At 47.2% G+C, this 26,508-nt stretch carries 27 protein-coding genes; 20 read left to right on the plus strand and 7 right to left on the minus strand.

Annotation, left to right across the window (positions count from 1 at the left end):
• Nucleotides 1-62 precede the first annotated feature (62 nt).
• The 7 genes from MKY42_RS16345 to MKY42_RS16375 all read left to right on the plus strand — a co-directional run bounded on the left by MKY42_RS16345 (nucleotide 63) and on the right by MKY42_RS16375 (nucleotide 7,148).
• Nucleotides 63-1,193, plus strand: coding sequence for an extracellular solute-binding protein (locus MKY42_RS16345; RefSeq protein ID WP_090898247.1), 1,131 nt, complete (start codon nucleotides 63-65; stop codon nucleotides 1,191-1,193).
• A 70-nt stretch (nucleotides 1,194-1,263) separates the two neighbouring features.
• Complete coding sequence (locus MKY42_RS16350; RefSeq protein ID WP_179264812.1) at nucleotides 1,264-2,397, plus strand: ABC transporter ATP-binding protein; 1,134 nt, start codon at nucleotides 1,264-1,266, stop codon at nucleotides 2,395-2,397.
• Complete coding sequence (locus MKY42_RS16355) at nucleotides 2,394-3,311, plus strand: ABC transporter permease (protein WP_179264811.1); 918 nt, start codon at nucleotides 2,394-2,396, stop codon at nucleotides 3,309-3,311. Before MKY42_RS16350 ends, MKY42_RS16355 begins: the two co-directional genes overlap by 4 nt.
• Nucleotides 3,304-4,143: an ABC transporter permease subunit gene (locus MKY42_RS16360; protein ID WP_090898256.1), complete on the plus strand. Its 840-nt coding sequence runs from the start codon at nucleotides 3,304-3,306 to the stop codon at nucleotides 4,141-4,143. The genes MKY42_RS16355 and MKY42_RS16360 overlap by 8 nt, the downstream gene beginning before the upstream one ends.
• Complete coding sequence (locus tag MKY42_RS16365) at nucleotides 4,140-5,357, plus strand: Xaa-Pro peptidase family protein (RefSeq protein WP_090898259.1); 1,218 nt, start codon at nucleotides 4,140-4,142, stop codon at nucleotides 5,355-5,357. Before MKY42_RS16360 ends, MKY42_RS16365 begins: the two co-directional genes overlap by 4 nt.
• Nucleotides 5,358-5,363: 6 nt before the next feature.
• On the plus strand, nucleotides 5,364-6,632 hold the full coding sequence (locus tag MKY42_RS16370; protein WP_339852617.1) for an MFS transporter: 1,269 nt from the start codon (nucleotides 5,364-5,366) through the stop codon (nucleotides 6,630-6,632).
• 165 nt (nucleotides 6,633-6,797) lie between these two features.
• Nucleotides 6,798-7,148 carry a hypothetical protein gene (locus tag MKY42_RS16375; protein WP_090898262.1) on the plus strand — a complete coding sequence of 117 codons (351 nt, stop codon included), beginning with the start codon at nucleotides 6,798-6,800 and terminating at the stop codon, nucleotides 7,146-7,148.
• 111 nt (nucleotides 7,149-7,259) lie between these two features.
• On the opposite strand, the gene MKY42_RS16380 is transcribed toward MKY42_RS16375, so the two are convergent.
• Nucleotides 7,260-7,886, minus strand: a complete 627-nt coding sequence (locus MKY42_RS16380) for an FMN-dependent NADH-azoreductase (protein ID WP_090898265.1) — start codon at nucleotides 7,884-7,886, stop codon at nucleotides 7,260-7,262.
• Nucleotides 7,887-8,073: 187 nt separating this feature from the next.
• On the opposite strand from MKY42_RS16380, the gene MKY42_RS16385 reads away from it, so the two are divergent.
• The 6 genes from MKY42_RS16385 (at nucleotide 8,074) to MKY42_RS16410 (ending at nucleotide 15,218) form a co-directional block, all read left to right on the plus strand.
• Nucleotides 8,074-9,012, plus strand: a complete 939-nt coding sequence (locus MKY42_RS16385; protein ID WP_339852934.1) for a sugar-binding transcriptional regulator — start codon at nucleotides 8,074-8,076, stop codon at nucleotides 9,010-9,012.
• A gap of 252 nt (nucleotides 9,013-9,264) precedes the next feature.
• The gene (gene deoC, locus MKY42_RS16390; protein WP_063563980.1) at nucleotides 9,265-9,915 is read left to right on the plus strand and encodes a deoxyribose-phosphate aldolase; all 651 of its coding nucleotides are present in this window, start codon (nucleotides 9,265-9,267) and stop codon (nucleotides 9,913-9,915) included.
• A gap of 271 nt (nucleotides 9,916-10,186) precedes the next feature.
• On the plus strand, nucleotides 10,187-11,377 hold the full coding sequence (locus tag MKY42_RS16395) for a NupC/NupG family nucleoside CNT transporter (RefSeq protein WP_090898269.1): 1,191 nt from the start codon (nucleotides 10,187-10,189) through the stop codon (nucleotides 11,375-11,377).
• A gap of 30 nt (nucleotides 11,378-11,407) precedes the next feature.
• A complete protein-coding gene (gene deoB / locus MKY42_RS16400; protein ID WP_339852623.1) occupies nucleotides 11,408-12,586 on the plus strand; it encodes a phosphopentomutase in 1,179 nt (392 codons plus the stop codon).
• Nucleotides 12,587-12,732: 146 nt separating this feature from the next.
• Nucleotides 12,733-13,440, plus strand: a complete 708-nt coding sequence (deoD, locus tag MKY42_RS16405) for a purine-nucleoside phosphorylase (protein ID WP_090898275.1) — start codon at nucleotides 12,733-12,735, stop codon at nucleotides 13,438-13,440.
• A 476-nt stretch (nucleotides 13,441-13,916) separates the two neighbouring features.
• Complete coding sequence (locus tag MKY42_RS16410; RefSeq protein ID WP_090898278.1) at nucleotides 13,917-15,218, plus strand: pyrimidine-nucleoside phosphorylase; 1,302 nt, start codon at nucleotides 13,917-13,919, stop codon at nucleotides 15,216-15,218.
• An 84-nt stretch (nucleotides 15,219-15,302) separates the two neighbouring features.
• On the opposite strand, the gene MKY42_RS16415 is transcribed toward MKY42_RS16410, so the two are convergent.
• Both MKY42_RS16415 and MKY42_RS16420 read right to left on the minus strand, forming a co-directional pair.
• Nucleotides 15,303-16,286, minus strand: coding sequence for a TIGR03943 family protein (locus MKY42_RS16415; protein ID WP_339852627.1), 984 nt, complete (start codon nucleotides 16,284-16,286; stop codon nucleotides 15,303-15,305).
• 39 nt (nucleotides 16,287-16,325) lie between these two features.
• The gene (locus MKY42_RS16420; RefSeq protein ID WP_090898285.1) at nucleotides 16,326-17,360 is read right to left on the minus strand and encodes a permease; all 1,035 of its coding nucleotides are present in this window, start codon (nucleotides 17,358-17,360) and stop codon (nucleotides 16,326-16,328) included.
• Between the two features lie 271 nt (nucleotides 17,361-17,631).
• On the opposite strand from MKY42_RS16420, the gene MKY42_RS16425 reads away from it, so the two are divergent.
• From MKY42_RS16425 to MKY42_RS16455, 7 genes are all read left to right on the plus strand, one after another.
• The gene (locus tag MKY42_RS16425; protein WP_090898288.1) at nucleotides 17,632-18,837 is read left to right on the plus strand and encodes a GTP-binding protein; all 1,206 of its coding nucleotides are present in this window, start codon (nucleotides 17,632-17,634) and stop codon (nucleotides 18,835-18,837) included.
• 74 nt (nucleotides 18,838-18,911) lie between these two features.
• Complete coding sequence (gene rpmG, locus MKY42_RS16430) at nucleotides 18,912-19,061, plus strand: 50S ribosomal protein L33 (protein WP_024631975.1); 150 nt, start codon at nucleotides 18,912-18,914, stop codon at nucleotides 19,059-19,061.
• Nucleotides 19,062-19,111: 50 nt separating this feature from the next.
• The gene (locus tag MKY42_RS16435) at nucleotides 19,112-19,819 is read left to right on the plus strand and encodes a metal ABC transporter ATP-binding protein (RefSeq protein WP_090898292.1); all 708 of its coding nucleotides are present in this window, start codon (nucleotides 19,112-19,114) and stop codon (nucleotides 19,817-19,819) included.
• Nucleotides 19,765-20,658 (plus strand): metal ABC transporter permease, encoded by an 894-nt coding sequence (locus MKY42_RS16440; protein ID WP_090898295.1) that lies wholly within the window; start codon nucleotides 19,765-19,767, stop codon nucleotides 20,656-20,658. Before MKY42_RS16435 ends, MKY42_RS16440 begins: the two co-directional genes overlap by 55 nt.
• A complete protein-coding gene (locus tag MKY42_RS16445; protein WP_339852633.1) occupies nucleotides 20,645-21,724 on the plus strand; it encodes a metal ABC transporter substrate-binding protein in 1,080 nt (359 codons plus the stop codon). The genes MKY42_RS16440 and MKY42_RS16445 overlap by 14 nt, the downstream gene beginning before the upstream one ends.
• Nucleotides 21,725-21,926: 202 nt before the next feature.
• On the plus strand, nucleotides 21,927-22,403 hold the full coding sequence (locus MKY42_RS16450; RefSeq protein ID WP_090898301.1) for a hypothetical protein: 477 nt from the start codon (nucleotides 21,927-21,929) through the stop codon (nucleotides 22,401-22,403).
• 48 nt (nucleotides 22,404-22,451) lie between these two features.
• Nucleotides 22,452-23,159 (plus strand): M50 family metallopeptidase, encoded by a 708-nt coding sequence (locus MKY42_RS16455; RefSeq protein ID WP_110000202.1) that lies wholly within the window; start codon nucleotides 22,452-22,454, stop codon nucleotides 23,157-23,159.
• A 58-nt stretch (nucleotides 23,160-23,217) separates the two neighbouring features.
• On the opposite strand, the gene MKY42_RS16460 is transcribed toward MKY42_RS16455, so the two are convergent.
• From MKY42_RS16460 to uxuA, 4 genes are all read right to left on the minus strand, one after another.
• Nucleotides 23,218-23,589: a DUF4363 family protein gene (locus MKY42_RS16460; protein WP_090898306.1), complete on the minus strand. Its 372-nt coding sequence runs from the start codon at nucleotides 23,587-23,589 to the stop codon at nucleotides 23,218-23,220.
• A gap of 23 nt (nucleotides 23,590-23,612) precedes the next feature.
• Nucleotides 23,613-24,341, minus strand: coding sequence for a DUF421 domain-containing protein (locus MKY42_RS16465; RefSeq protein ID WP_090898309.1), 729 nt, complete (start codon nucleotides 24,339-24,341; stop codon nucleotides 23,613-23,615).
• 234 nt (nucleotides 24,342-24,575) lie between these two features.
• The gene (locus MKY42_RS16470; protein ID WP_090898312.1) at nucleotides 24,576-25,439 is read right to left on the minus strand and encodes an SDR family oxidoreductase; all 864 of its coding nucleotides are present in this window, start codon (nucleotides 25,437-25,439) and stop codon (nucleotides 24,576-24,578) included.
• Nucleotides 25,436-26,503 carry a mannonate dehydratase gene (gene uxuA, locus MKY42_RS16475; RefSeq protein WP_090898315.1) on the minus strand — a complete coding sequence of 356 codons (1,068 nt, stop codon included), beginning with the start codon at nucleotides 26,501-26,503 and terminating at the stop codon, nucleotides 25,436-25,438. The genes MKY42_RS16470 and uxuA overlap by 4 nt, the downstream gene beginning before the upstream one ends.
• Nucleotides 26,504-26,508: the final 5 nt, after the last annotated feature.

Consider the following 26,508-nt stretch of genomic DNA (forward strand, 5'->3'; position numbering starts at 1 on the left):
AGGAAAACGATCTAATTTTGTCACATCCATAAAACCAACTAAATCGATGGGGGGAATTTTGCATGTTTAAATCAAACAAGAAACGCTTTCTCAGCCTCGCCTCACTGACACTGGCCGGTACACTGGTGCTTTCAGCATGCGGTGGAGCAAGCAGCTCCAGCAATACAGCAGGAGAGTCCGACGGAGGAAGCGGAGACAAGGTTAAACTGACCATGTTTATCTGGGCTGGCTCCAATCAGGATGTCGTTCCAAAAGAAGTGGTTGCAAATTACGTCAAAGAGCATCCAAACGTCGAGGTTACCTTTGAGGAATCATCCAACGCAGTCATGTATCCGAAAATGGTCGCTGGCAAGCAGGCAGATCCCAACAATCCGGTTGTCAACTTTGGTTACTTTAACGCAGATGCGACGGCAAAAGGCTTGAACGATGATATGTGGGAGCCACTGGATACAAGCATCGTGACCAATATCAAGGATATCCCGGATCAGTTCCACAAGCCTGACAATAAGGGTGTCGTGTGGGGAGTTTCGAGCTTCGCTCTCGTCTATAACAAAGACCTTGTAAAAACACCACCAACAAGTTGGAACGATCTGTGGGATAACGAGGAATTCAAAGGCAAAACCGCACTCTGGGACTACATGTTCTATTCCTATATTTCTCCACTTCTTGCAGTCAAAGGACAGGAGCTTGGCGCATCGTATGAGAATCCTGAGCCAGCATTCCAATTCTGGGCAGATCACAGTGACCAGATCGGCACATTGGTTACATCCAATGACCAGTTGAAGGCTCTCCTGGAGTCGGGCGATGCTCTGATTGCTCCTTTCAGTGCACAGGTTGCACAGACATGGATTGATGGCGGTTCTCCACTCGCTGTAGCGTATCCGAGCGAAGGAGCCATTTCTTTCCCGTACACACTTCAGGTTGTGAAGGGGTCAACACCTGAGCAGACACGTGTAGCCAACGAAATTATTAATGAGCTGCTGAGCGCAGACGCGCTGTCACAATACGCTGAAGCAACAGGTACACCGGTAACCAGCACAACTGCTGCCGTTCCGGATAAGTACAAGGACGATCTTTCCTTCTCCGTGGAAACACAGAGTAACGGGATCAATCCGGACTGGGATGTTCTTGCTCAGAACAGCTCTTCCTGGAAGGAACTATGGGACCGACTCGTCAAAACCAAACTTCAATAAATGATGGTCTCAGACAAACCACGATAACGGGTTCTATTTCGAACCCGTTATGGACGGGAGGGAAACAAAAATGAGTAGTGAACAAGAACCCGTTTCCATTGAAACAAGAGGAGTCTCAAAGACCTACGGAGAGCGAGCCGCGGTTAACCATGTATCACTGCAGGTGAAGAAGGGAGAATTCGTTTCCCTGTTAGGTCCGAGTGGCTGCGGCAAAACAACACTTCTGCGGATGCTTGGCGGACTTGAGCAACCGGATCAGGGGAGCATTTTGCTGGGAGGTCGTGATGTAACCGGCATTCCGGCCTATGGTCGTAACAGCAACATGATTTTTCAACAGCTTGCGCTATTCCCGCATATGGACGTATTCAACAACATCGCTTATGGGCTAAAGGTGAAGAAGTTACCGAAAGCCGATATCAGGAGACAGGTACACGAAATGTTAGAGCTGGTACAACTCGGGGATTATGGCAGACGAGCTGTTTCCCAGTTGTCCGGGGGGCAGGCTCAACGCGTAGCCATTGCTCGCGCATTAATCAACAGACCCGAAGTTTTGCTGCTCGATGAGCCACTTTCCGCACTGGACATGCAGCTGCGTCTGGATATGCAGCGCGAACTGAAACGCATACAACGAGAGTTCGGCGGTACGTTCATCTTTGTAACGCATGATCAGAATGAAGCCATGAATATGTCAGACCGGATCGGTGTCATGCGCGCTGGCAAGCTGCTGCAATATGCTACACCTGATGAAATCTATGAAAGACCGGCAGACAGCTTCGTGGCCAAGTTCATCGGCGATACCAACCTTCTGGCTACAACGGTGCTTGGACAGGAGGAGAATGGAATCCAGGTTGAATGCTTCGGGTATTCGCTGCTGGTGAAGACAAGTGAGGGCACCCCGGTTGCCCTAGTAGGTGCCCAGCACTCGTTGTCCATTCGCAACGAATATATTCGTCTTGGAGAGGATGCAAACTCTTGCCTGAACAAGCTGGATGGTCGTGTCATAGAAGCAGTATACGGCGGGGCAAATATCCGTTACACGATCCAGATTGCTGAGGGGTTTCTGGTTCAGGCCAGTGTACTGCACCAGCGGGGAGCCTCTCGTTATAGCCCGGGGGAGCCGATTCGGATTGGCTTTGATCCGGAGGACGCGCTCTTGTTATCCGAACCGTTGCTGCATGATCGGGTACAGGAGGAAGGGATATGAATCGGATTGCGGATCGGATCGTGAATCTGTATTCATCCAAAAACCGTCGGTGGATTACCCAGTTGCTGCTTCTGCTGCCTGCTCTCGTCCTGATGGGCATCGTGTATCTAGGTGGTCTGCTTATTTTTGGCAGGTACAGTTTTGATATCTATGAAAATGGCAAGCTCATCCGGGGCTGGGAGTGGGATGCCTATCGGGCTTTTCTGTCCGATCCTTACTATTGGAAGCTGATAGGCACCACATTTCGCGTTGCCTTCAAAGTTACACTATGGAGCCTGCTGCTTGCATACCCGCTAGCCTATTGTATTGCCAGCCTGAAGAAACCGGGCATGAAGCAATTGCTGCTGCTGCTTACGTTTCTTCCGCTGCTGGTCAGCGCGGTTGTTCGATCTTATGGTTGGCAGCTGTTGCTATCCAAACAGGGCTTCATGAACTGGATATTCATACGACTTGGAATCACGGATGAAGGCTTCAGTATGATAAATAACGAGACTGGTGTAATAGTCGCACTTGTTCATATTTTTCTGCCATTCATGGTCTTTCCGATCCTGAATGTATTGTCACAAAGTGACGCTTCGCTGAAAGCGGCTGCTCAGGATCTGGGAGCAGGAAGCTGGCGGACATTCCTGACGATTACCCTGCCTTTATCAGCGAGAGGTATTGCTAGCGGGGTCCAAATTGTATTCACGCTATGCCTCACGGCCTTTACAACGCCTCAACTGATTGGTGGAGGCAGAGTCATGACACTCCCGGTATTTATTTACCAGCGAACACTGGATACCAACTGGCCGATGGCTGCGGTAGCAAGTATATTCTTGCTCGTTTCTTCCATCATCGTTTCACTTTTGGTCAATAAAGGAGCGGAAATGATGATGTTCCGTCGTTCCCGGAAGGGAGGGCAGGCTTATGGTTAAATCGAACAGGTTCACCAAGCTGCTGCTCTATATATTTGCAGGGGCCGTGGCGGTTTACCTACTATTACCATTGCTTATGATCCTATTGACATCGGTAGGTTCCGGATCGGCCAGTACATTCCCGCCGGAAGGTCTTACCCTGAAGTGGTATGCGAATCTGGGAGAGCAGACTCAATTTCTGGTTGCATTCAAGAACAGTTTGATCGCCTCCACAGGAGCGGTACTGCTGGCGCTGATTACCGGAACACTTGTGGCGCTGGCTATCGTGCATTACCCTTTCCCGGGTGCTGGCATCTTGAGAGCCTTTTTTGTATCCCCAATGGTTATGCCAAAAATCACGCTCGGTATTGCGTACCTAATTTTGTTCTCCAAAATGCATATTGCAGGTGGATTGTTAGCTCTTATTTTGGGTGAAGCGGTCATCGTGCTTCCATTCGTGCTAACGCTTGTAGGCAGTGCATTGGCCAACCTGCAGCCCGCACACCGAGAGGCGGCTGCAGACCTTGGAGCAGGTCCACTGCGTATCTTTTTTACAATCACATTGCCACAGCTTAGGCTATCTCTGCTCCTTTCAGGGTCAATCGCATTTGTCTTCACTTTTGACCAGGTAGAGGCTGCATTACTGCTGCTTCGTCAGGACAGCTACACCTTGCCAATACAACTGTTCCTGTACATGGAGAAGTGGCAGGACCCAACGATCGCGGTTGTATCTGTCGTACTTATCGCTTTTGCACTGGCCTTGTTCATGATCATCAAGCTGGTATTGCGCTCAGTACCCGGACTTGAGAGTTTGTTTGGGGGCAGGAAAAACAAAAGGAGGTCTGGATTATGAACAATTCACATCATATATCCCATAGCTCGGGTCTAAACCGGGACCGGGCGGAAGACGTGATGAAAGCCCAGGGGCTTAGTGCCCTGATCGCAACAACTCCGGAAAATATTCACTATGTCATCGGCTCCCAGCTACGCGCAAGCAATTGGACAATGCAGATTTACGCCATTCTGCCTGCCGATCGATCCGCTCGACCATGCATCGTCATTCCGACGAATCGTTTGGGCGTTGTGGCTCAATTTGGTATCACGGGAGTAGATATATTTGCCTACAGTGACTTCTTCGTGGAAGGTACGATCGAAGGCAAACCTTCTACGGATGATATTGATCTGTTCTACTCTCTGCTACAAACGACAGTCATTCATCCGGGGCCTATAGAAGCGCTTAAGGCTGCACTGAAACAGCTCGACATCGAGAATCAACCGATTGGAATCGATGAGATGCGAATTGCTCCTGAACTTTTGGCACGGGTCAAGGAGGATGCTCCTCAAGGAGCGGTTGTTCACGCGTACAAGCTATTTCGTCAAATCCGCTTGGTTAAGACACCTTTCGAGATTGAGCAGCTCCGACAGGCTGCCCAAGTAAATGAGAGAATTGAGCAAGAGCTGATTGATCTGATCGCAGCCGGTGTTCATGAGAAGCAGCTTGCCGACCATTATCGGCTGGCTGTGATGAGAGCAGGCGGGACACCTGCAATGACTGCGGTAGGGGCGGGTCCGCGCAGTGCGCTGCCGCTCATCGAAAATTATTTTCATACCATCGAGTCAGGAGATCAGATCCGCTTTGATCTGTGCTTGCAGTTGGAAGGATACTGGGGAGATACAGGACGTACCGTTGTAGCAGGAGAGCCAACTCCCTGGATGACAAAGCATTTTAATGCTGTGAAAAGCGGATGGGAGACGGCACTTGAAACCGTGCGCCCTGGCGTCAAGGCTTCCGACGTATTTCATGCGGCTGTGTCTCGCGTGCAGCGTGAGGGAATTCCGCATTACCGACGTCAGCATGTTGGTCATGCCATTGGCTTGGAACTGTACGACGATATGACCCTCTCTCCTGGTGACCAGCGTATACTGGAGCCCGGCATGGTACTGTGTGTGGAGGTACCTTATTATGAGCTCGGCGCTGGTGGCTTCCAGATTGAGGATACGGTTGTTGTAACTGCGGATGGATATGAGTTTTTGACCCATATGGAGCGAAAACTGTTTATCAAATAATGATTAATGGAAGGCTTCAGCCAAGCGATCAGTCAGCAGCCGATTATGGAGCATTCCTGTCGAGAAAGTTGGAGTATCATGATTCAGCAGGGAACTAAGACGTTTCGTAACATTAGCCTTGCGCTGTTTGCCGGAGGTTTTGTGACTTTTGGATTACTATACACCCTCCAGCCCCTGATGCCTGAGATTAGCGAGGCATTTGCGATCTCGCCAGCACATTCCAGTCTTACCCTCTCAGTTACAACAATTGCCATGGCGCTGACCATGTTGTTCATCGGTTCCTTGTCCGATTCATTGGGAAGACGCTTTATTATGACAGCAGCGTTAATAGTCTCATCTATTATTGCTATAATTAGCGCGTTTAGCCCTGGATATACCGAGCTGCTTCTGCTTCGCATTCTCCAGGGAATTGCACTTGCCGGACTGCCCGCGACAGCTATGACATATCTTTCCGAAGAGATTGAGCCTGGCAGTCTAGGATATGCTATGGGCCTCTATATCAGCGGAAATTCGATTGGAGGTATGGCTGGTCGTTTTATCAGCGGCGTGATCACTGACTGGCTCAGTTGGCGTGCTGCAATTGGTTTTATCGGTATTCTTGGCCTATGTGCGGCCGTTATCTTCTGGCTTGTTATCCCGCCATCCCGCCATTTTGTCAAAGCGACTCCTGGATTCAAAAAAATCATTCCGCTTTTGTGGTCACAGTGTCGGAATCCAAGGCTACTATGCCTATATGGACTGGGCTTTCTTCTGATGGGGGGCTTCGTGACGTTGTTCAACTACATCGGATTTGAATTGACAGGAGAACCTTACGATTTAAGCCAGTCCGTTGTCGGCAGCCTTTTTGTTGTGTACCTTATGGGTACGTTGAGCAGCACCTGGATGGGTAGGCTTGCAGATCGGTATGGAAGATCCAATGTCCTTGGAATCGCGCTGGGTATTATACTGGCCGGTGCAGTTTGTACCATTCACCATGAGCTGTGGGTCAAAATCATTGGACTTGCCCTGTTTGCCTTTGGTTTCTTTGGCGGACATTCCATCGCAAGCAGCTGGGTTGGTCTCGTGGCGGATCAGCACAAATCCCAGGCCAATGCCTTGTATTTGTTTTTCTACTACGTGGGATCAAGTGTCAGTGGAACTGGAGGGGGACTACTTTACAACCATCTGGGTTGGATTGGCATTGTGGGCATGATTGGTGTGTATGTGGTAATCGGCTTTATTCTGTGTCGGTTGCTTGTAGAAAGGGTACAGGAACATAGCAAGCTTAATTTTTAACAAAATGAAACATAGATCAAAAGTTTGTTAATAAAGCACTCATTTTGGCCCATAATCATCTAATAGTCCCTGATAAAATAACTAACTTTTTTCGACAAGTCTTGCATATCCCGAAATACCGAGTATAATACTGGGTAAATAGATGCAAAGGGGATGCAATAAACGATGAAAACACATGCTGAATTGAACTCACTTCTTGTTGACGATTATCTGGATCTCCTGAACATAGCGAAACAGCTGGGTGATGTGGAGTGGAAAGAGGCCATTCTGCAAGCACTGCAAGAAGAAGTGGATGCTAATCGTCATCTGGATTCAACCGAGGTCAGACAGGATCTTTGGAGTCAATTTGAAGATATTAACGAACAGATGCACGATCTGTTACTGCAACTGAAAAATGCCGATGGTCCCGAAGAAAAAGAACAGATTATTGAAGCCATTTGGGGACTGAAAGTAGACCGCCATGCCATTACTCGTAAACTTGAAACGATGAGCCGTGCCAGCGCTGGACATCAATAAAGCTCTATTGTTTAACATAAAAAAATAAAACCCGCATGCCGCCCTATGGAATTAATAATTCAGGGGTTGTCATGCGGGTTTTGTGTTGTTGCTGTATTTTTGTAATGAAGATTAAAACTGTTTGGCGAGTGTACGTGCCTCTTCTATGGCTTGCCGTTTGATCTCGTCTGCCCGTTCCTTGTACTGGTTATGTCCTTCCACAAATATGCCTTCAAGCTTCGGAACACCCAGGAAAGACATAATAATGCTCAAATACCGATGTCCGGATTCCATTTGGGCAGCAGGTCCTTCGGAATAAATGCCGCCACGGGCCTGAATATGCAACGCTTTTTTGTTGGACAGCAGTCCGACCGGGCCCTGTTCCGTATAACGGAACGTTTTACCAGCCACGCAGATAGAGTCGATGTAAGCTTTCATAATTGGAGGAAAAGAGAAGTTCCACATCGGAGTTACAAAAACATATTTGTCAGCCGCGGCAAATTGATCGGATATTTCATTCAATCGTTGGACCTTGGCCTGTTCTCCAGAAGTCAATTCGCTGCCGGATTGAAGCTTACCCCAACCACTGAACACATCTGCATCAATATGAGGAATATCTGAGCGATACAAATCCAGATGAATAATCTCATCTGAGGGGTGGCTTTCACGATATGCATCCACAAACGCTTTGCCTGCAGCCATGCTGAAGGATGTTTCATGATCATGAGGATGGGCAGTAATATACAATAATGTAGACATAACGGTTCTTCCTCTCTATGATGTTTTTTTGTCAAAAAGGGCCGACATTAATAAGCGACCGATGTAGTATGCATCGTTTGTAACGTTTTATACCTGGATAGTGACCTGGTACTCAATCATGTATAATACAATGGTGTACGGTGAATTCGAACGATAATAGGAATGAGTGAGATGAGCGCATATGGGAATGGATCTGGAGAAGCAACGATTAAGCATTGAAGCAGCGAAATTGTATTATCAGTCGGATTACAGCCAGCAGGATATTGCGGTCAGGCTGGGCGTGTCACGTCCAACGGTATCTCGGTTACTTCAATTTGCGAAAGATCGCGGTTACGTTCGCATTGAAATCATGGATCCGCTGGAGGATATCGACATTATCTCAGGGGAGCTCAAGGCCAAATATAATTTGGATACTGCGCTTGTATGTTTTGCCCCGTTGAAGAGTGATGAAGAAATTTTGAAGCATATTAGCAAAAGAGCAGCAGATTACTTACAGGATACGGTGCAGGATGCGGACATTATTGGCGTAACCTGGGGGACAACGATGAACGCCGTAGCCCGTCAGCTTCGTCCCAAGCAGGTCAAAGGCGTAGAAGTGGTTCAACTTAAGGGAGGCGTAAGCCATTCCCATGTGAATACGTATGCAGCAGAAATTGTTCATTTATTTGCGGAAGCTTTCCATACGGTTCCACGATATTTGCCTTTGCCCGTGATCTTCGACAACATTGAAGTCAAAAAAATGGTGGAAGCAGACCGACATATTGGCCGGATCGTGGAGCTTGGCCGACAGGCGAACATTGCCATGTTTACCGTAGGTACAGTGAAGGAAGATGCACTTTTGTTCAGACTGGGGTACTTTAATGAAGAAGAACAGCAATTGCTGATGCATTCAGGTGCGGGTGACATTTGTTCACGTTTTTTTGATGCCGAGGGCCGATTGATCAGTGAAGAAATTAACAACAGAACCGTCGGAATTGATCTGGCCGAGCTGCGAAATAAGGAAAAATCGATTCTCGTGGCCGGGGGCAAACGTAAAATAGAAGCGATTCATGCTGCGCTCAAAGGTCATTACGCCAACATTTTGGTAACAGACCAATACACAGCCCAGGCTTTGCTCCGATTATAATTCAATGGATGACAACATCTGCCACGCGACATGGGCGGATGTTTTGCTTTCTTAGGCAGAAGCTATATTATACGATTCATCCCAGTGAGCGAAGTCACATGTTTAATGAAGTTTCTATGGAATGTGTTTAAATCTCAAGATTGAACAAAAGTTCATATTGATTTTTACATATGTTCATGTTAGGGTAGGGATATAGAAAATAACTAGTTCAGATAAGGGGAGATTTAATTGACTACACCACAATTAGCCAAAATGATCGATCATACCTTGCTTCGTGCAGATGCAACACAAAGTGAAATGGCCAAATTGACCGAAGAAGCGAAACAATATCAATTTGCTTCTGTATGTGTTAACCCGGGCTGGGTTGCTTATGCTGCTGAACAGCTTCAAGGGACTGGCGTAGATATTTGTACCGTGATTGGTTTCCCTTTGGGAGCTTCCACTTCCGAGACCAAAGCATTCGAAACCAAAGACGCCATCGCTAAAGGTGCTACTGAGGTGGATATGGTCATCAACATTAGCGCTCTGAAAGACGGTAAAGATGACGTTGTTGAACAAGATATCCGTGCAGTTGTTGAAGCCGCAGCGGGTAAAGCTTTGGTGAAAGTCATTATTGAAACTTGTCTGTTGACGGATGAAGAGAAAGTACGTGCATGTCAGGCAGCAGTAAAAGCTGGAGCTGATTTTGTCAAAACGTCCACAGGTTTCTCTACAGGTGGAGCAACACCTGAAGATATCGCTTTGATGCGCCGTACCGTAGGTCCGGATGTAGGCGTTAAAGCTTCTGGCGGCGTGCGTAGTCTGGAAGATATGCAAAAAATGATCGATGCAGGAGCAACTCGGATTGGCGCCAGCTCTGGTGTGAAAATCATGCAAGGCGAACAATCTACATCTAATTATTAATTCGTGAGTAACTTCGCTCGATAAATTTCGCTAGATGGAATGCTTGGATGCTTTAAAAGGGTTTAACTTGTTCTTCATATCTCTCGATGGATGTGGAGAACAAGTTTTAAAGCTGATCCCAATTTTCTATATTTTAATTAAAACAGGATCATAAAAACCGAATTTATTGTAAGCGCTTCAACCGTTTTCTGAAAGGTTAATTCATCACATAAATGGGAAACCTTTGAGCTGAATGAACATCCGGCTTAACTACCTTCAAAGGAGAGATAGAATGAAATTCCTAATTGCCCTTCTTGGTATACTTGTTGTATTTGGACTAGCCTATCTGGTCAGCAACGGTAAGAAGAAGATCCGATATCGTCCACTAATCATCATGATTGTTCTTCAACTTATATTGGGATACGCTTTGTTGAACACAGAAGTAGGTACATTTTTGATTGGCGGTTTCGCGACCGTATTTGAAAGTTTGCTTGGCTATGCGAATGACGGTATCTCATTTGTATTCGGTGGCTTGACTACCGTTGGTGCAGACAGTGGGGGCGCCCCGTTCTTCCTCAGTGTATTGATGCCGATCGTCGTCATCTCAGCGCTCATTGGGATATTGCAGTATATCCGAATCTTGCCTTTTGTTATAAAATATATTGGTCTGGTATTAAGCAAAGTCAACGGAATGGGCAAACTGGAATCATATAACGCGGTTGCTTCGGCTGTATTGGGGCAATCTGAAGTGTTCATTTCTGTAAAAAAACAAATTGGGTTGCTGCCTAAACATCGGCTGTACACCTTGTGTGCCTCGGCGATGTCCACGGTATCGATGTCGATTGTCGGTGCCTATATGTCCATGATTGATCCGAAATATGTGGTTACGGCGCTTGTGCTGAACCTGTTTGGCGGTTTTATCATTGCTTCCATCGTGAATCCTTATGAGGTTTCCCCGGAAGAAGATATATTGGAAGTACAGGAAGAGGAAAAACAATCCTTCTTCGAAATGCTGGGCGAGTACATTATGGATGGTTTCAAAGTTGCGATCGTCGTAGCTGCAATGTTAATCGGTTTTGTTGCTTTGATCGCACTCGTTAACGGGATCTTCAGTGCAGTGCTCGGCATTTCGTTCCAGGAACTGCTTGGTTATGTGTTTGCACCATTTGCCTTCATTATGGGTGTTCCATGGAAAGAAGCGATTCAAGCGGGAAGTATTATGGCTACCAAAATGGTATCCAACGAATTCGTTGCCATGCTTGATCTGACCAAACAGACTACATTGTCTGCCAGAACAACAGGGATCGTATCTGTCTTCCTCGTATCGTTCGCCAACTTCTCCTCGATCGGTATTATTGCCGGTGCGGTGAAGGGACTTCATGAGAAACAAGGTAATGTGGTGGCCCGCTTCGGTCTGAAACTGCTTTACGGTGCATCGCTTGTCAGCGTGCTGTCTGCGATCATCGCCGGACTGTTCTTGTAAAGCCGGATTATTGGAAGGAGTGCTTAAGTTATGTCAACATTCAAAAGAGTACATCTGATCGTTATGGATTCAGTGGGAATTGGTGAAGCGCCGGATGCAGCGGAATTCGATGATTTCGACGTCGACACCTTTGGTCACATTGCACGTGAACGCGGAGGTCTGAACATGCCGCATATGGCCAGTCTTGGACTGTCCAATATTAAAGAAGTTGAAGGTGTCCCTGTAGCGGACGCGCCAAAAGCCTTTTATACCAAGATGCAGGAAGCATCCAGAGGCAAAGACACCATGACGGGTCACTGGGAACTGATGGGCCTGTACATTGATACGCCATTCCGTGTGTTCGCAGACGGGTTCCCGGATGAGTTGATTCAACGCATTGAGGAAAAAACAGGCCGTAAAGTGATCGGGAACAAACCGGCCAGCGGCACGGAAATCATTGATGAATTGGGCGAAGAGCATGTGAAAACAGGAGCCCTGATTATATACACATCCGCAGATTCGGTTCTGCAAATTGCAGCCCATGAGGATGTTGTTCCACTGAAAGAACTGTATGAAATCTGTGAGTTTTGCCGCGAGATTACTCTCGACGATCCTTACATGCTGGGCCGTATTATTGCCCGTCCGTTTGTAGGGGAAGTGGGTAACTTCAAGCGTACAGCTAACCGTCATGACTACGCGCTCAAACCTTTTGGCCGTACCGTGATGAATGAACTTAAAGATGGTGGATTTGATGTGATTGCTTTGGGTAAAATCGCAGATATCTACGATGGGGAAGGGGTAACCAAGTCTGTACGTACCGTCTCCAACATGGATGGCATGGACAAACTGTCCGAAACGATGGATGAGGCGTTCACTGGACTCAGCTTCCTAAACCTGGTTGACTTCGATGCCCTGTTCGGTCACCGTCGTGATCCACAAGGCTACGCTCAGGCGCTTGAAGAGTATGATGCTCGTCTGCCGGAAATCTTCAGCAAAATGACGGACGACGATCTGCTGCTCATCACAGCTGACCATGGTAATGACCCAACCTACCGTGGCACGGACCATACACGTGAGTATGTGCCACTGCTTGTGTACTCCCCACGCTTCAGCGAGGGTAAAAAGCTTGAACTGCGCAGCACGTTTGCGGATGTGGGTGCAACAGTAGCTGAGAACTTCGGCGTGAAACTGCCGGAATATGGTACAAGCTTCCTGAAGGATTTGAAATAGTCAACATTTTTATCTTCAACTGAACATGGGGAAAGCTGTTATTTTCTTGAAACATAACTTCGGACAGGATAACCTATGGGGCAGCTTCGGCTGCTCCGGTTCCTGCCCTTCATTCAATCATATGGATAACTGGAGGAGATTTAATTATGAGTACACATATTGGAGCTAAACCCGGAGAGATCGCAGAAACAATCCTTTTGCCAGGAGATCCATTGCGTGCAAAATTTATTGCAGATACGTACCTTGAAGATGTTGTTTGTTACAACGAAGTTCGCGGAATGCTCGGATTTACGGGTACATATCAAGGACACCGTATCTCGGTTCAAGGCTCGGGCATGGGGATTCCATCTTTCAGCATCTATGCAAATGAACTGATCAGCGAATACGGTGTGAAAAACCTGATTCGTGTAGGAACTTGCGGAGGTATGCAAGAACACGTTCGTGTTCGTGATGTTATCCTTGCTCAAGCTTCATGTACCGATTCCAGCATGAACAAGCTCGTATTTGGTGGATATGATTTCTCCCCGATTGCGACTTTCTCCCTGCTGAAAGAAGCCTATGACCGCGCAACTGCCAAAGGCATGAAAATTCACGTCGGTAATGTATTCAGCTCCGATTCCTTCTATCGTGACGACCGTTCCGTGACTGAGAAATTGATGCAGCACGGCGTACTGGGCGTGGAGATGGAAACAACAGCACTGTACACACTCGCAGCCAAATTTGGCGTGAACGCACTGACGATCCTGACTGTAAGTGACCACTTGCTGACAGGTGAAGAGACTTCCGCAGAAGAGCGCCAAAAAACGTTCAACGACATGATGGTCGTAGCACTGGAAACAGCAATCACGCTGTAATTGTTGCATTCTATATTCAATAATCCATTGATTTCGATCGAAACTTTTGTTTGAAGCACGTAGTGAAGGACCCGGAATCGATTCTGAAGAAGCGAAGCGTTCGCCTTTGTCTCCGAATTTCAACCTTATCGAAGGTTATTCAAAGAAATTTGGAGACAACAGCGATCAAAAGAACGATCCGGAGCCGGAACGAATGCCGCACAAAGTGTTCTATAAGATGACAACATGATATTGTTGCATATTATATTCAATAATCCATTGATTTCGATCGAAACTTTTGTTTGAAGCACGTAGTGAAGGACCCGGAATCGATTCTGAAGAAGCGAAGCGTTCGCCTTTGTCTCTGAATTTCAACCTTATCGAAGGTTATTCAAAGAAATTTGGAGACAACAGCGATCGAAAGAACGATCCGGAGCCGGAACGAATGCTGCACAAAGTGTTCTATACAAATCACCCACAACGAAGGAGAGATCATCATGAGAATGGTAGACATTATTGCTAAGAAACGCGACGGAAAAGAACTGACAACAGCTGAGATTGATTTTGTTGTTCAAGGATATACACAAGGCGAAATTCCGGATTATCAAGTCAGTGCTTGGGCGATGGCCGTATTCTTCAAGGATATGACCGATAAGGAACGCGCAGATTTGACGATGTCGATGGTGAACTCGGGCGAGACCATTGATCTGTCCGCAATCGAAGGCATCAAGGTAGACAAGCACTCCACAGGAGGCGTTGGTGATACTACAACGCTGGTACTGGCACCGCTCGTTGCTGCTCTGGATGTTCCTGTTGCCAAAATGTCCGGACGTGGATTGGGTCATACTGGTGGTACAACAGACAAACTGGAATCTGTTGCAGGTTTCCACGTTGAGTTGGAGAAAGAAGAGTTCATCCGTCTCGTTAACGAACATAAAGTTGCCGTTATTGGTCAAAGTGGCAACCTCACGCCGGCAGACAAAAAGCTCTATGCATTGCGTGACGTTACAGCTACCGTCAACTCCATCCCACTGATCGCCAGCTCCATCATGAGTAAGAAAATTGCAGCAGGTGCAGATGCGATCGTATTGGATGTCAAAACGGGTGCTGGTGCATTCATGAAGACAACAGAAGATGCAAAAGAACTGGCACATGCCATGGTAAGCATCGGTAACAATGTTGGACGTAAAACAATGGCTGTTATTTCCGATATGTCCCAACCACTGGGTCTCGCTATCGGTAACGCGCTTGAAGTGAAAGAAGCCATTCTTACGCTGCAAGGTAAAGGACCGAAGGATCTGGAAGAACTCTGTCTGGCGCTTGGACGTCAAATGGTATTCCTTGCTGGCAAAGCAGACTCCCTGGAGCATGCTGAGGAGAAATTGAAAGAAGTGATCCAGAACGGTAAAGCACTGGATAAATTCAAGGACTTTCTGGCAAATCAAGGCGGAGACGCTTCAGTTGTAGATCACCCGGATCGCTTGCCACAAGCGAAATATCTGGTTGAAGTACCAGCGGATAAAGACGGATATGTAGCTGGTATCGTCGCTGACGAAATCGGTACTGCTGCAATGCTGCTCGGCGCAGGCCGTGCAACGAAAGAATCCGAGATCGATCTGGCTGTAGGTTTGATGCTCAACAAAAAAGTGGGGGACCCGGTTAAAGCTGGCGAATCCCTCGTAACCATCCATGCCAATCGTGAAGACGTAGCAGACGTAATCGCGAAGATCAAAGAAAACATTACGATTGCAGATCATGCGGATGCTCCTGTATTGGTGCATGATATCGTAACTGAATAATATATCAGGCAAACAAGGTTAAACTTATGCCTGAATTGAATTTAAAGCCCCGAAGTTATGCATTCCATAGCTTCGGGGCTTTTCTTATTTATTCTGTAACTTATCATACGCCTTCACCGAATCTGCGCTGGTATAAATGTAAGGAGTGGCTGGCTGATCCACCGGAGTTATTTTCGACGCCTGAATCTCAATGGTATCCTCTCCATTCACTTGAGCCGATCCAATGGTGCCATCAATTTGTACCCAACTGTCTGTAGGATAGCTGTCTGCATTTGGGACATGAATCATCACGCCAAAGGGCGCCGCGTCTGCCGGGCAGCACATCACAAGAAATCGCCCTAATGCAAAATGAGATTTGTGATCCATGCTTTTGTCTCGATACACAAACCCGGTAAGGCTGATGGCCTTGCCTGCAAATTGTCGTTGGAACATATCGATCGAACCCAATGTCTCGGAGAAAATTTCAGGATATACCTTAATGACCGATTCCGCATATAACTTATCTGCGAGTTCGGCAAATTCACGACTGTACTCATCCGGGGGGACAAATTGTACTTTCGTGGCAGGCACAGATGATCCGACAGGTGCAGTTTTTTTGGATAGATCTTTAATGTCCAGTTCTGCTGTATCAGGTAAGGGTTCTTTTCGACGAATCTCCGGAGGTCCATAGGATAGAGACATGCCTTTCTGACTGGCCATGGAACTGCCTAGTGCCTGGTCGGGCATAAGAAAACCCAGTACTAAAGGAATGGCAATCAATCCATACATCAGCGAGCTGCGTACCCATCCTGAAGGAGGTGGATGCTCACAGTCGCAATGGAGCTGGTTATTACCGAATAGTCCGTGCCAGCCCATGATGGCGGCAATAAACAAAAAGGGAACAGGGCAGCAGAGAAGCAGTCGCTGCATCGTCGGAGCCAGGTAATAATGAAGAGAATCCGTTGTATTCAAATGAATGATGTATACAGCGAGCCCGCCGATCCACAGCGCACGAATCAGGTTATGCCATTGGATAGGGTGAGATTTGGTAACCGGAGATTTGGTCACTGTATAACCCGGATGGTTCATGTAATCACCTCTTTGATCATTAAATACATTCATAAATGCTCATGCTAAAAGGTTAATCAACCATGACCCTGTGAAAACTAAAGCAATAATGGCCAGGCTCAAGCCAATAACAAACCGGGTGCGGAAGGTGGAGAGCAGCATTAATGTGCTTTTGAAATCAAGCATTGGACCGAGAACAAGAAAGGATAATAGCGGCCCTAACGCAAACGTGTGAGAGAAGGCTGAGGCTACGAACGCATCGGATGTCGAACAGAGAGACAATACATACGCAAAGCCCATCATGAAGGCATAGGAGGCGACAGGCCCGTTACCCAGAGAAATGAGATCACTGCGGCTGATAAAGGTTTGAATGCAGGCTGTTATTAGCGCACCAATCACCAAATATTTGCTCATATCGACAAATTCGTCACCCGCATGGATGAAAAAGCTGCGCCAGTTTTTATCATGCGCGTGATCATGATCGGCAGAATGGGAATGAGGCTGTGCCATTTTAAATCCGGGATGTGTCTTGACCTCCGTCACTGTAGCCTTCGGTTTACGCAAAGGATTCTGACGGACGAACATATACACCAGACCACCGATGGCAGCTGCTACAGCAAAGGCCAGTCCCATACGGGCGATCGTAATTTCGGGATGGGAAGGAAAAGCGAGCAGGGTCGCGGTAAAGACAATTGGATTTACAACAGGGCCGCTAAGAATAAAGGTCACCGCGATATAGGGCGGCATGCCTTTATGCATCAGCCGTCGCACGACCGGGATCATGCCACATTCGCAGATCGGGAAAATGATTCCCAGCAGACCGGCTACCAGCACACCTCCGACGGGGTTCTTGGGCGTTAGTTTCCGAATCATTTCCTCAGAAACAAACCACTGCATTAGCGAAGATAACAGCACCCCTATGAGCAGAAATGGAGCGGCTTCGAGAAAAATGCTGATAAATACGGTTTTCATATTTTGTAAGGCTTCACTGTTCCACGCCTCTTTCAAATTGGGAGCCATCGTGATCAACACGGGAACAAGAAATGCACAGGGAATCAGGAATGACAGGAGCTTAAGATGGGCTGCCATTTTCATAGGATAAACCTCCAGAACCGGGACTTTGGTAAAATATATGCTTGTACCGTCCGCATCATACTCGTTCCCTATAATTAATCAACATTTTTACGATTTACATATCTGGACCAAAACTTGTTAGGTTGACAAAAGAAACGAGGTTCAGGTATAGTTTGTTTTGTTAATCGTAATAATTACTATTAAAGAATGGTTATTTTCAGTCTAACGGTCAAGTGGAAGCTACATAAGCATTCCGATTTTTTAGTTTAAAAAGGATAAATGGAAGGGAGTAATGGAAATGACAGAACAACAGATACAACCCCGAGTTCCAGTGACTGTATTAAGTGGATACCTGGGTGCAGGCAAAACGACATTGCTTAACCATGTGCTCCATAATCGGGAGGGCATGCGAGTGGCTGTCATTGTAAATGACCTGAGCGAAGTTAATATTGACGCTGGCTTGATCCGGGATGGTGGTGGATTGTCACGTATTGATGAGAAGCTGGTGGAGATGTCCAATGGCTGCATCTGCTGCACGCTGCGTGAGGATTTGCTGAAAGAGGTGGAGCGGCTTGCGCTGGATGGTTCGTTTGATTATATATTGATTGAATCGACAGGTATTGGAGAGCCAGTCCCCGTTGCCCAGACATTTACGTATATTGATGAAGAGCTGGGAATTGATTTAACGAAATTTACGCGGCTCGATACGATGGTGACAGTAGTGGATGCTGCCCAGTTCTGGCGCGACTTCTACTCCAAAGAAACGTTGAAGGATCGGGGCCAGGAAGCAGGAGAGGACGATGTACGGGGGATCGTTCATCTACTGACGGATCAGGTTGAGTTCTGTGATGTGCTGATATTGAACAAGTGTGATCTGGTATCGGAAGAGGAGCTGCTCAAACTTGAAAAAGCACTGCACGCGATGCAGCCGGAAGCCCGACTTATTCGCACTACACATGGACAGATTGACCCGCGGGAGATATTGAATACCGGACGGTTTGATTTTGAAAAAGCAAGCCAGTCTGCGGGCTGGATCCGCGAATTAATGAAGGAAGAACACACACCCGAGACAGAGGAGTATGGTATTCACTCCTTTGTGTACCATCGGAAACGTCCGTTTCATCCGGAACGTTTGCTGCGCTGGATTGCGAAATGGCCTGATAGCATTGTACGTTCCAAAGGCTTAATGTGGCTGGCTACACGTAACCATATGGCGGTGTCGTTCAGTCATGCGGGAACATCCAAGCAGTTGGGACCAGCCGGGTTGTGGGTAGGCGCAATGAGTGACGAAGAGCGACAAATGCATTTTGGTGATACACTTCCGCCTATTCCGGATTGGGATGAGCAGTGGGGCGATCGGGTTACGAAGCTGGTGTTCATCGGGATAGATATGGACCGACTGGAGATCGAACGGACGTTAGATGAGACGCTCCTTACCGACGAAGAGATGCTAATGAACTGGCGAGAACTGAAAGATCCATTTCCTGCATGGAGTTGACAAACGTAAAAGCATGGGCTAAACTCATCAAATAGTAATAATTACGATTAAATAAATCAAAGGAGGCCCTATCCATGAGAGTCATTGTAACTTTAGCCTGCACCGAGTGCGGAGATCGCAACTATACAACTACCAAGAACAAACGTAACCATCCGGAACGGATCGAATTGAAGAAGTATTCACCACGATTGAAGAAGATGACCATTCACCGGGAAACAAGATAAAATTTTTTTATCATTTTTACATCGTAATATTTACGAAAAGAGGAAAAACCATGATTCTATCTTCCATGCGTGATGTGGTATTCGGATACGGCAAAGAGCCCGTCATTGACCAACTGTCGCTGGATATTCATGTGGGGGAGTTTGTCGGCATTACAGGACCGAATGGTTCTGCGAAGACAACCATGCTGAAATTGCTGCTGGGGCTGTTACAGCCCTGGAGCGGCACGGTACATATGAATGCACAGTCCGTACGTGGCAGTAAGCTGAACATCGGATATGTACCCCAACAGGTAGCATCGTTCAACAGTGGATTTCCCAGTACGGTGATCGAACTGGTGCGATCCGGATGTTACCGCAAACTCGGCTTGTTCCGCAGATTTACATCCGAGCAGGAAGCCATTGTGGAACGAAGCTTGCGGGAAGTCGGCATGTGGGAATACCGCAACGCCAGGGTTGGCGAACTGTCTGGTGGACAAAAGCAGCGAATCTGCATTGCCAGAGCCTTGGCAGGCCAGCCGCAGGTGCTTGTACTGGATGAGCCGACTACAGGCATGGACCGGCGCAGCCGTGAAGGGTTCTATGATCTGATGCGCCATTATGCAGACGTCCATGGACTAACCATTATTATGGTCACCCACGGATTGGAAGAGATGGGCAATCGATTGGATCGGACGATTACCCTGGAACGGCAAGAAAGTGAGGAGTGGCAGTGTTTGAGTACGAATTCATGCAGCGTGCTTTCTGGGCAGGCGGACTGATCGGAGTCATTGCTCCAATTTTAGGAGTTTATCTGATGCTGCGACGGCAGGTGTTGATGGCGGATACATTATCCCATGTTTCATTGGCAGGAGTTGCTCTAGGTTCTGTGATGAACCTGGACCCAGTGATCTGTGGGTTTGCGATTGCGATTATCGGCGCATTGCTGGTGGAACAACTCCGGCGAAATTACCTGACATATAGCGAAGTACCTGTAGCGATCATTATGACGTCGGGGCTGGCCCTTGCTGTGGTGCTCATGAGTCTGAAAACCAATTTGTCCAAGACTTTCAGCTCTTACCTGTTCGGTTCCATCGTTGCCGTTAGTGATATGCAGTTGTGGATTATGGCAGCTGTGTGCGTCATCGGACTGATTTTTTTCATTGTACTCAGAAGGCCACTGTACAATTTGACGTTTGATGAAGAGACAGCTTCTATTGGAGGCATTCAGGTTAAAGGTTTATCCTTTGCCTTTGCTGTCCTGACAGGAATGACTGTTGCTTCAGCCATGCCGATTGTTGGCGTATTGCTTGTGTCTGCTTTAATTGTACTGCCCGCTGCTCTGGCACTGAGATTGTCACGCAGCTTTGCAGCAGCAATCCTCATTGCTGTCGTCACCGGATTAATCGGTATTTTTAGCGGACTGACAACCTCTTACCATCTCAACACACCACCGGGAGGAACGATTGCTCTCATCCTGTTGGTCTTTCTATTGATTGGAATATCAGCACAAAAGCTGATTGGACGATATAACCGTAAACGTCATCGTAAAGAGAGAAAACAACAACGTGCGACTCTATTCATACATTCAAGGGAGAATACGCCACATGAAATTCAATAAAAAATCAGCTCTTGCCTTATTATTTAGTCTTACACTTATCGTAGCCGGTTGTGGACAAAATCAGTCCGCTTCCGATTCCGGTACCAGCTCGGCCAACACGCCGGTACCAGCAGAGACTGAAGAAGCGAAACTGAACGTTGAAGTCAGCTTTTATCCAATGTACGAATTCACCAAAAATGTAGCGGGCGATCTGGCTAATGTTCATACACTCGTTCCAGCGGGCATGGAGCCGCATGATTGGGAGCCGACACCACAGGATATTGCGAGCATCGAAAAAGCGGATGTGCTTGTCTATAATGGGGCGGGAATGGAATTCTGGATCGATCAAGTTACAGATAGTCTGAGCAATGCCAAACTCATTCAAGTGGAAGCGAGTCATGGCATCGATCTGCTGGAAGGATCGGAAGAAGATGAGCATGATCACGAACATGCCGATACAACGGACACGCATGACCATGCGGATGAAGCCACAACGGAGGAGCATGATCACGATCATGACGCTGAGGCAGAAGAGGGACATACACATGATCATGATCACGGTGGCCTTGATCCACACGTTTGGCTGTCACCTGCACTTGCTGTGAAGGAAGTTCGGAATATCGAGGCAGGACTCGCACAGGCTGCGCCTGAACATGCGGAGCAATTCAAGCAAAATGCCGATGCCTACATTGCCAAACTGGAGGCACTGGATCAGGATTTCAAAGCAGCAGTAGCAGACAGCAAACGTAAAGATTTCATCACACAGCATGCTGCATTCGGCTATCTTGCACAGGAATACGGTCTGCAGCAAGTACCGATTGCCGGTCTGTCTCCTGAACAAGAGCCTTCCGCAGCGCAAATGGCGTCCGTTATTGATTTTGCCAAGGAGCACCAGGTCAAGACGATTTTCTTCGAAACATTGGTTTCATCCAAAGTGTCAGAGACTATCGCCAGTGAAGTAGGCGCCAAAACGGCTGTGTTGAACCCCATTGAAGGGTTAACAGAAGAGGAGATCGCAGCAGGAAAGGATTACATCGGCGTAATGCGGGAGAATTTGGAGGCACTGAAGCTGGCGCTGAATGAATAGCATTTGTGTTTCTTTAACAAGTTGAATTTACGTAAAAAGAAAACCCATTTGATGCCTGTCATCGAAAAAGGTACAATAATACAACATGCTGAGGAATGGCACAGCCATTCCTTTGCCTTTGGCCACGCAGAGAGCACAGGGATGTGCTCTTTTCGTTGTTCAACGTGACGGAGATCATGAGGGGAACGGGAGGAAACGCCTTATGGATATACATGAAGAACAGGAAGTGCTGTTAAGCCAGCAGCCTGCCCATCTATGGAGAAGACGCAAGCTGGAGTTAATGCAGTGGACGGAACGCGAGAAACAGACCGTGGAAGCGAAAAGAACGGAGATTTGGAACGATGTCGAAGTGGATGCCGAGCTGGTCGCTGCCTTGACTTTGCTTCACAGAGCGGGCGTACGTACCGAGTTTTCTTGCGCTGGTGTAAGCCCACTAGATGAACCGATAGATCATTCCCTATATGCCTATGTTACACTTGTACAAAACGAGGCAGCTGATCGCTTTGTGAACTTTGCGCTGTCGAAGATGCGGAGCAGATTGCTTGCTACACTGGAGACAGGAACGGGTCGATATGATCTGTCTTCTTTTTTCATAGGTCATAACCGGAGTTTCTGCTGGTGGATGCAATATTGCGCCGCACATTTCACGAATCGAAACGATAATAGTGCAGACACGTAGTACAGTGATATGTATTTTTTACTCGGAGGCAAGGGAGGTAGGACTCGATTGAATAAATGGCTCAAAACCATACTGTTTCTGGTAGGTTCAGCGCTGCTGACTCGCTTTATCCCGTTTTCTTCATTGTTCCGTAACCTGGATACGATGATTCACGAATTTGGCCATGCACTGGTAACACTGTTGTTATCCGGCAAAGTATTGCGCATTGAATTATACGCTGATCACAGCGGCGTTACATATTCATCCATGCTGACACCAGGCAGATCTATATTGGTTTCCTTAGCGGGGTATGTCACGGCGTCTCTCTTTGCCTGGCTGCTATTCTATCTTTACCGGAAAGGACGGCACATGTGGGGACTTGGCATCATGACGGGTGTAGCTCTTGTGTCGCTTCTCTTCTATGTAAGAGGAGAATTCGGCATGCTCTGGCTTACAGGCTTCAGTGCGCTGAATGTTGTGATTATGATCTTTGGTGCCAAAATTGCGAAATTCTATTATTTATTACTGGCCTTCCTCACATTGGAAGAGTCCGTGGTTAGTGCCATGTATGTGGGGCTCATGTCCTGGACACAGCCGTCCCGGGCAGGGGATGCAGCCAATCTGGCACAACAGACATTCCTCCCAGCGCTGTTCTGGGGAACGTTATTTGCACTGTTTGCACTGTGGTGTGCGAAGGGAGCACTTACGCTCTTTTTTCGAAAAGAAAGCACGGCCCGCACGTCAAAATCTCGTGGATTACGCGGGCGGAATGTTTAGAAAACAGAAAAGGCACTTCCTTTTTTTTAAAGGAGAGTGCCTTTTTGCGTGTCTCGGGTCAATCTCCAAGATTTTCCCATAACACATAAAAGTAATAAATTTCTTCCATGATCGCCTTATCATCCTCCGCGGCAATACCGCCCTTCATCCGGGCAAGGGTACCCAGAATATCGTAAATCGTCTCACGCTCCACACTGAATTGTATGCGATTGACGATCTTGTCCCAGGCTTTCATCGCATAATCGATTTGGGATTTGGCTTCAGTCCATTTTTTGCCCTCAACCTGTTTCTGCAATGTTTGTACAGATTCAAGCAATCGATCATCAGCACCAAAGGGCTTTTTGAGAAGGGCTCCGCTTGCCATAATCGCAACGAACACAAGAATGAGGCAGATCGGAAGCACATACAGCAACCAGAAACGCGTTTTCATTCAATCGCCTCCTTCATGTAAATTTAGAAAGGCCCCTCATAATCGCCCATATCGATTTTTTCGGTGATCTTATCCTTAAATAGATCAATATACAATTTATCGTTAGGCAAAATAGCAGCAAAAGCAATATCCTGTATCGTCACTTTTTGCTTCTTGAGCTGCTCGCTGAGCCAATTCGTATCTTTATTTCGTTCCTCCAGATTTTGCTTAATCAGCACGCCATCAATGATAATCTCGGTCATCAGCTTGCTCTTGGCAGGATGCATATGCATGTCCTTCGCGGTTACCGGTTGATTCTCGGGTTTCAACACAACAGAGAGACTGCCGTCCGGTTCAAGAATGGCATAATCCAGCGTAGTGATGTCAAATACATCCTTTTGCCGCAGCATCATGGTCAATTCGTCGAATTTCACCCGCATTTTATGCAGGTTCTGTTCAAGGATTTTACCGTTCTGGATGACCAGTGTAGGGTCGGAGTCCATCAATTTGGAGATGGTACGATTTTTCAGCGTAATATACTGAAAGATAATCGTGATAGTGGTAAAAATGGTCAAGGCCACAAAATGAATCCACGCCTTGGAAGATAGATCGGTCGCAAATGTACCTGCAATGGAACCAATCGTAATACCGTTAATGTAATCAAAATACGTCAAGTTGCCCATTTGTTGTTTGCCCAGCACCCGAGTATAGATGATCAGGGTCAGAAAGGCGATAATCGCTCGCACAGCAACAACCCATGTTTCTTCCATCATGTATGTATCACCTTCCTTCGTTTCGTCTTACAAATTGAAAATGTGAATGCTTGGAGAGCCAAGCTTCATTTCCACACAGCATAATTGTGGGCTATATCAAGCTTTTCCTAGGCTGGATAATCTTATTCTTGAACGCAAAAAAACCGAAACCTGGTTAAGAGCTCCAGGCTTCGGAAGATCATTTGAACGTGTATTTAATTCGGTCAGTCCAAGTAAAAGTAAATAATATTGCGGTTATACGCCCGAGTAAGCCATAAACCCGCCATCCACAGGAATGACAGTACCTGTAACAAAACCGGACTGTCGTTCATCTGCCAGCCACATCAGCGTGCCCAGCAGATCTTCCGGTTTGCCGAAGCGGCGCATTGGCGTGTGCGCAATGATTTTGCTTGAACGTTCGGTCGGCGAGCCATCCGGCTTAAGCAGCAGATTACGATTTTGTTCAGTCAGGAAGAACCCTGGTGCAATGGCGTTTACCCGAATTCCCGATTCAGCCAGATGTACAGCAAGCCATTGCGTGAAATTGTTAATCGCCGCTTTGGCTGCACTGTACGCAGGAACTTTGGTCATGGGCGAAGGGGCACTCATGGATGAAATATTAATAACGGTAGCTGGAACATCACGTTCAATCATTTGTCTTGCGAAGATTTGGGTAGGGATGAGGGACCCGACAAAATTCAGATCCATCACCTGACGGAATCCCTCGACACTTACATCAAAAAAAGTAGTGATATCCGGCTGCTCCAAATCTTCCTGTCTGAAAATTTCATTCGTGGTATTGGCGCTGGCATGGTTGCCACCCGCTCCATTAATAAGGATGTCGCAAGGTCCTAGCTTCTCCTGAACAACAGCTGCTGCCGCTATTACACTATCGGCCTGGGTCACATCACAAGCTACAGCGATCGCTTTTCCACCCGCAGCCTCGATTGCCGCAACGACTTCTTCACCTTTGGATACGGTACGGTTCAGAATGGCTACACTTGCACCATGGCGCGCGAGCTCTTCAGCCATGGAACGACATAGAACACCTGCCCCGCCAGTAATTACAGCTGTTCTGCCTTCCAGACGAGTTGATCTTTCTTTGGCAAAGTCACTCATGCTTTTGACCTCCTTTGCAGGGAGTCCCAGACGCCCCACAGATACATAATTCCCAGAGCACGATCATACAGTCCATATCCGGGTCTGCATTGTTCTCCCCAGAGATGACGTCCATGGTCCGGTCGTGCATAACCTTCAAATCCAATATCGTGATAGGCTTCCACAACACCGGCAATATCGACATTTCCATCCTGACTACGGTGGGATGTCTCGATAAAGTCTCCGTTATCGTAGATTTTGACATTACGGATATGGGCAAAAGGAATACGGTCCTTGAACTCGTGGATCATACCGATAATATCATTGTTCGGATTGGCTCCAAGAGAACCGCTGCACAGCGTTACACTATTGTAAGGGCTATCATACAAGTTCAGATATCTGCGAACATTGTCTTGACTCGTAATAATCTTCGGCAGACCAAAGATCGGCCAAGGCGGATCATCCGGATGAATGGCCATTCGAATACCTAATCGTTCAGCAGTAGGAATGATCTCCTGCAGGAAATAACGGGCGTGCTCCCACATATCTTCCTCTGTTACATCCTTATAGGCTTCGAACAGACCTGTTAAATACTGCAATCGCTCCGGTTCCCAGCCAGGCATCGTCAATGCAGAATTTTCGGTAATGCGTCGAACCAATTCCAGCGGTTCAATGTCGGCAATTTTACTACTCTCATAGAAGAGGGCGGTAGAGCCATCTTCCATCTCCTTATGCAAATCCGTACGCAGCCAATCAAAGATCGGCATGAAGTTGTAACAAATCACTTTAACCCCTACCTGGGCGAGTTTTTCCATCGTTTTTTTGTAATTCTCAATATATTGATCACGTGTAGGCAGACCGAGCTTGATGTCTTCATGAATGTTAACACTCTCAACGACATCCAGATGTAACCCGGCCTGATCTGCAGCAGCTTTGACTGCCAGAATTTTGTCCATGGGCCATTCCTCACCTGCTGGTACATCATGCAGCGCCCATACAATGCCTTCGACACCGGGAATCTGCCGGATATGGTCAAGTGTTACGGTATCATTGCCTTCTCCAAACCAGCGAAAAACCATTCTCATCACAT

The organism is Paenibacillus sp. FSL W7-1088 (assembly GCF_037969855.1).
Taxonomy (GTDB): Bacteria; Bacillota; Bacilli; order Paenibacillales; family Paenibacillaceae; genus Paenibacillus.

Bases quoted from the DNA above. Each gene is read 5' to 3' on its own strand.
- MKY42_RS16345 (WP_090898247.1), top strand. From the start codon at position 63: ATGTTTAAATCAAACAAGAAACGCTTTCTCAGCCTCGCCTCACTGACA.
- MKY42_RS16350 (WP_179264812.1), top strand. From the start codon at position 1,264: ATGAGTAGTGAACAAGAACCCGTTTCCATTGAAACAAGAGGAGTCTCA.
- MKY42_RS16355 (WP_179264811.1), top strand. From the start codon at position 2,394: ATGAATCGGATTGCGGATCGGATCGTGAATCTGTATTCATCCAAAAAC.
- MKY42_RS16360 (WP_090898256.1), top strand. From the start codon at position 3,304: ATGGTTAAATCGAACAGGTTCACCAAGCTGCTGCTCTATATATTTGCA.
- MKY42_RS16365 (WP_090898259.1), top strand. From the start codon at position 4,140: ATGAACAATTCACATCATATATCCCATAGCTCGGGTCTAAACCGGGAC.
- MKY42_RS16370 (WP_339852617.1), top strand. From the start codon at position 5,364: ATGGAAGGCTTCAGCCAAGCGATCAGTCAGCAGCCGATTATGGAGCAT.
- MKY42_RS16375 (WP_090898262.1), top strand. From the start codon at position 6,798: ATGAAAACACATGCTGAATTGAACTCACTTCTTGTTGACGATTATCTG.
- MKY42_RS16380 (WP_090898265.1), bottom strand. From the start codon at position 7,886: ATGTCTACATTATTGTATATTACTGCCCATCCTCATGATCATGAAACA.
- MKY42_RS16385 (WP_339852934.1), top strand. From the start codon at position 8,074: ATGGATCTGGAGAAGCAACGATTAAGCATTGAAGCAGCGAAATTGTAT.
- deoC (WP_063563980.1), top strand. From the start codon at position 9,265: ATGATCGATCATACCTTGCTTCGTGCAGATGCAACACAAAGTGAAATG.
- MKY42_RS16395 (WP_090898269.1), top strand. From the start codon at position 10,187: ATGAAATTCCTAATTGCCCTTCTTGGTATACTTGTTGTATTTGGACTA.
- deoB (WP_339852623.1), top strand. From the start codon at position 11,408: ATGTCAACATTCAAAAGAGTACATCTGATCGTTATGGATTCAGTGGGA.
- deoD (WP_090898275.1), top strand. From the start codon at position 12,733: ATGAGTACACATATTGGAGCTAAACCCGGAGAGATCGCAGAAACAATC.
- MKY42_RS16410 (WP_090898278.1), top strand. From the start codon at position 13,917: ATGAGAATGGTAGACATTATTGCTAAGAAACGCGACGGAAAAGAACTG.
- MKY42_RS16415 (WP_339852627.1), bottom strand. From the start codon at position 16,286: ATGAACCATCCGGGTTATACAGTGACCAAATCTCCGGTTACCAAATCT.
- MKY42_RS16420 (WP_090898285.1), bottom strand. From the start codon at position 17,360: ATGAAAATGGCAGCCCATCTTAAGCTCCTGTCATTCCTGATTCCCTGT.
- MKY42_RS16425 (WP_090898288.1), top strand. From the start codon at position 17,632: ATGGAAATGACAGAACAACAGATACAACCCCGAGTTCCAGTGACTGTA.
- rpmG (WP_024631975.1), top strand. From the start codon at position 18,912: ATGAGAGTCATTGTAACTTTAGCCTGCACCGAGTGCGGAGATCGCAAC.
- MKY42_RS16435 (WP_090898292.1), top strand. From the start codon at position 19,112: ATGATTCTATCTTCCATGCGTGATGTGGTATTCGGATACGGCAAAGAG.
- MKY42_RS16445 (WP_339852633.1), top strand. From the start codon at position 20,645: ATGAAATTCAATAAAAAATCAGCTCTTGCCTTATTATTTAGTCTTACA.
- MKY42_RS16450 (WP_090898301.1), top strand. From the start codon at position 21,927: ATGGATATACATGAAGAACAGGAAGTGCTGTTAAGCCAGCAGCCTGCC.
- MKY42_RS16460 (WP_090898306.1), bottom strand. From the start codon at position 23,589: ATGAAAACGCGTTTCTGGTTGCTGTATGTGCTTCCGATCTGCCTCATT.
- MKY42_RS16465 (WP_090898309.1), bottom strand. From the start codon at position 24,341: ATGATGGAAGAAACATGGGTTGTTGCTGTGCGAGCGATTATCGCCTTT.
- MKY42_RS16470 (WP_090898312.1), bottom strand. From the start codon at position 25,439: ATGAGTGACTTTGCCAAAGAAAGATCAACTCGTCTGGAAGGCAGAACA.
- uxuA (WP_090898315.1), bottom strand. From the start codon at position 26,503: ATGAGAATGGTTTTTCGCTGGTTTGGAGAAGGCAATGATACCGTAACA.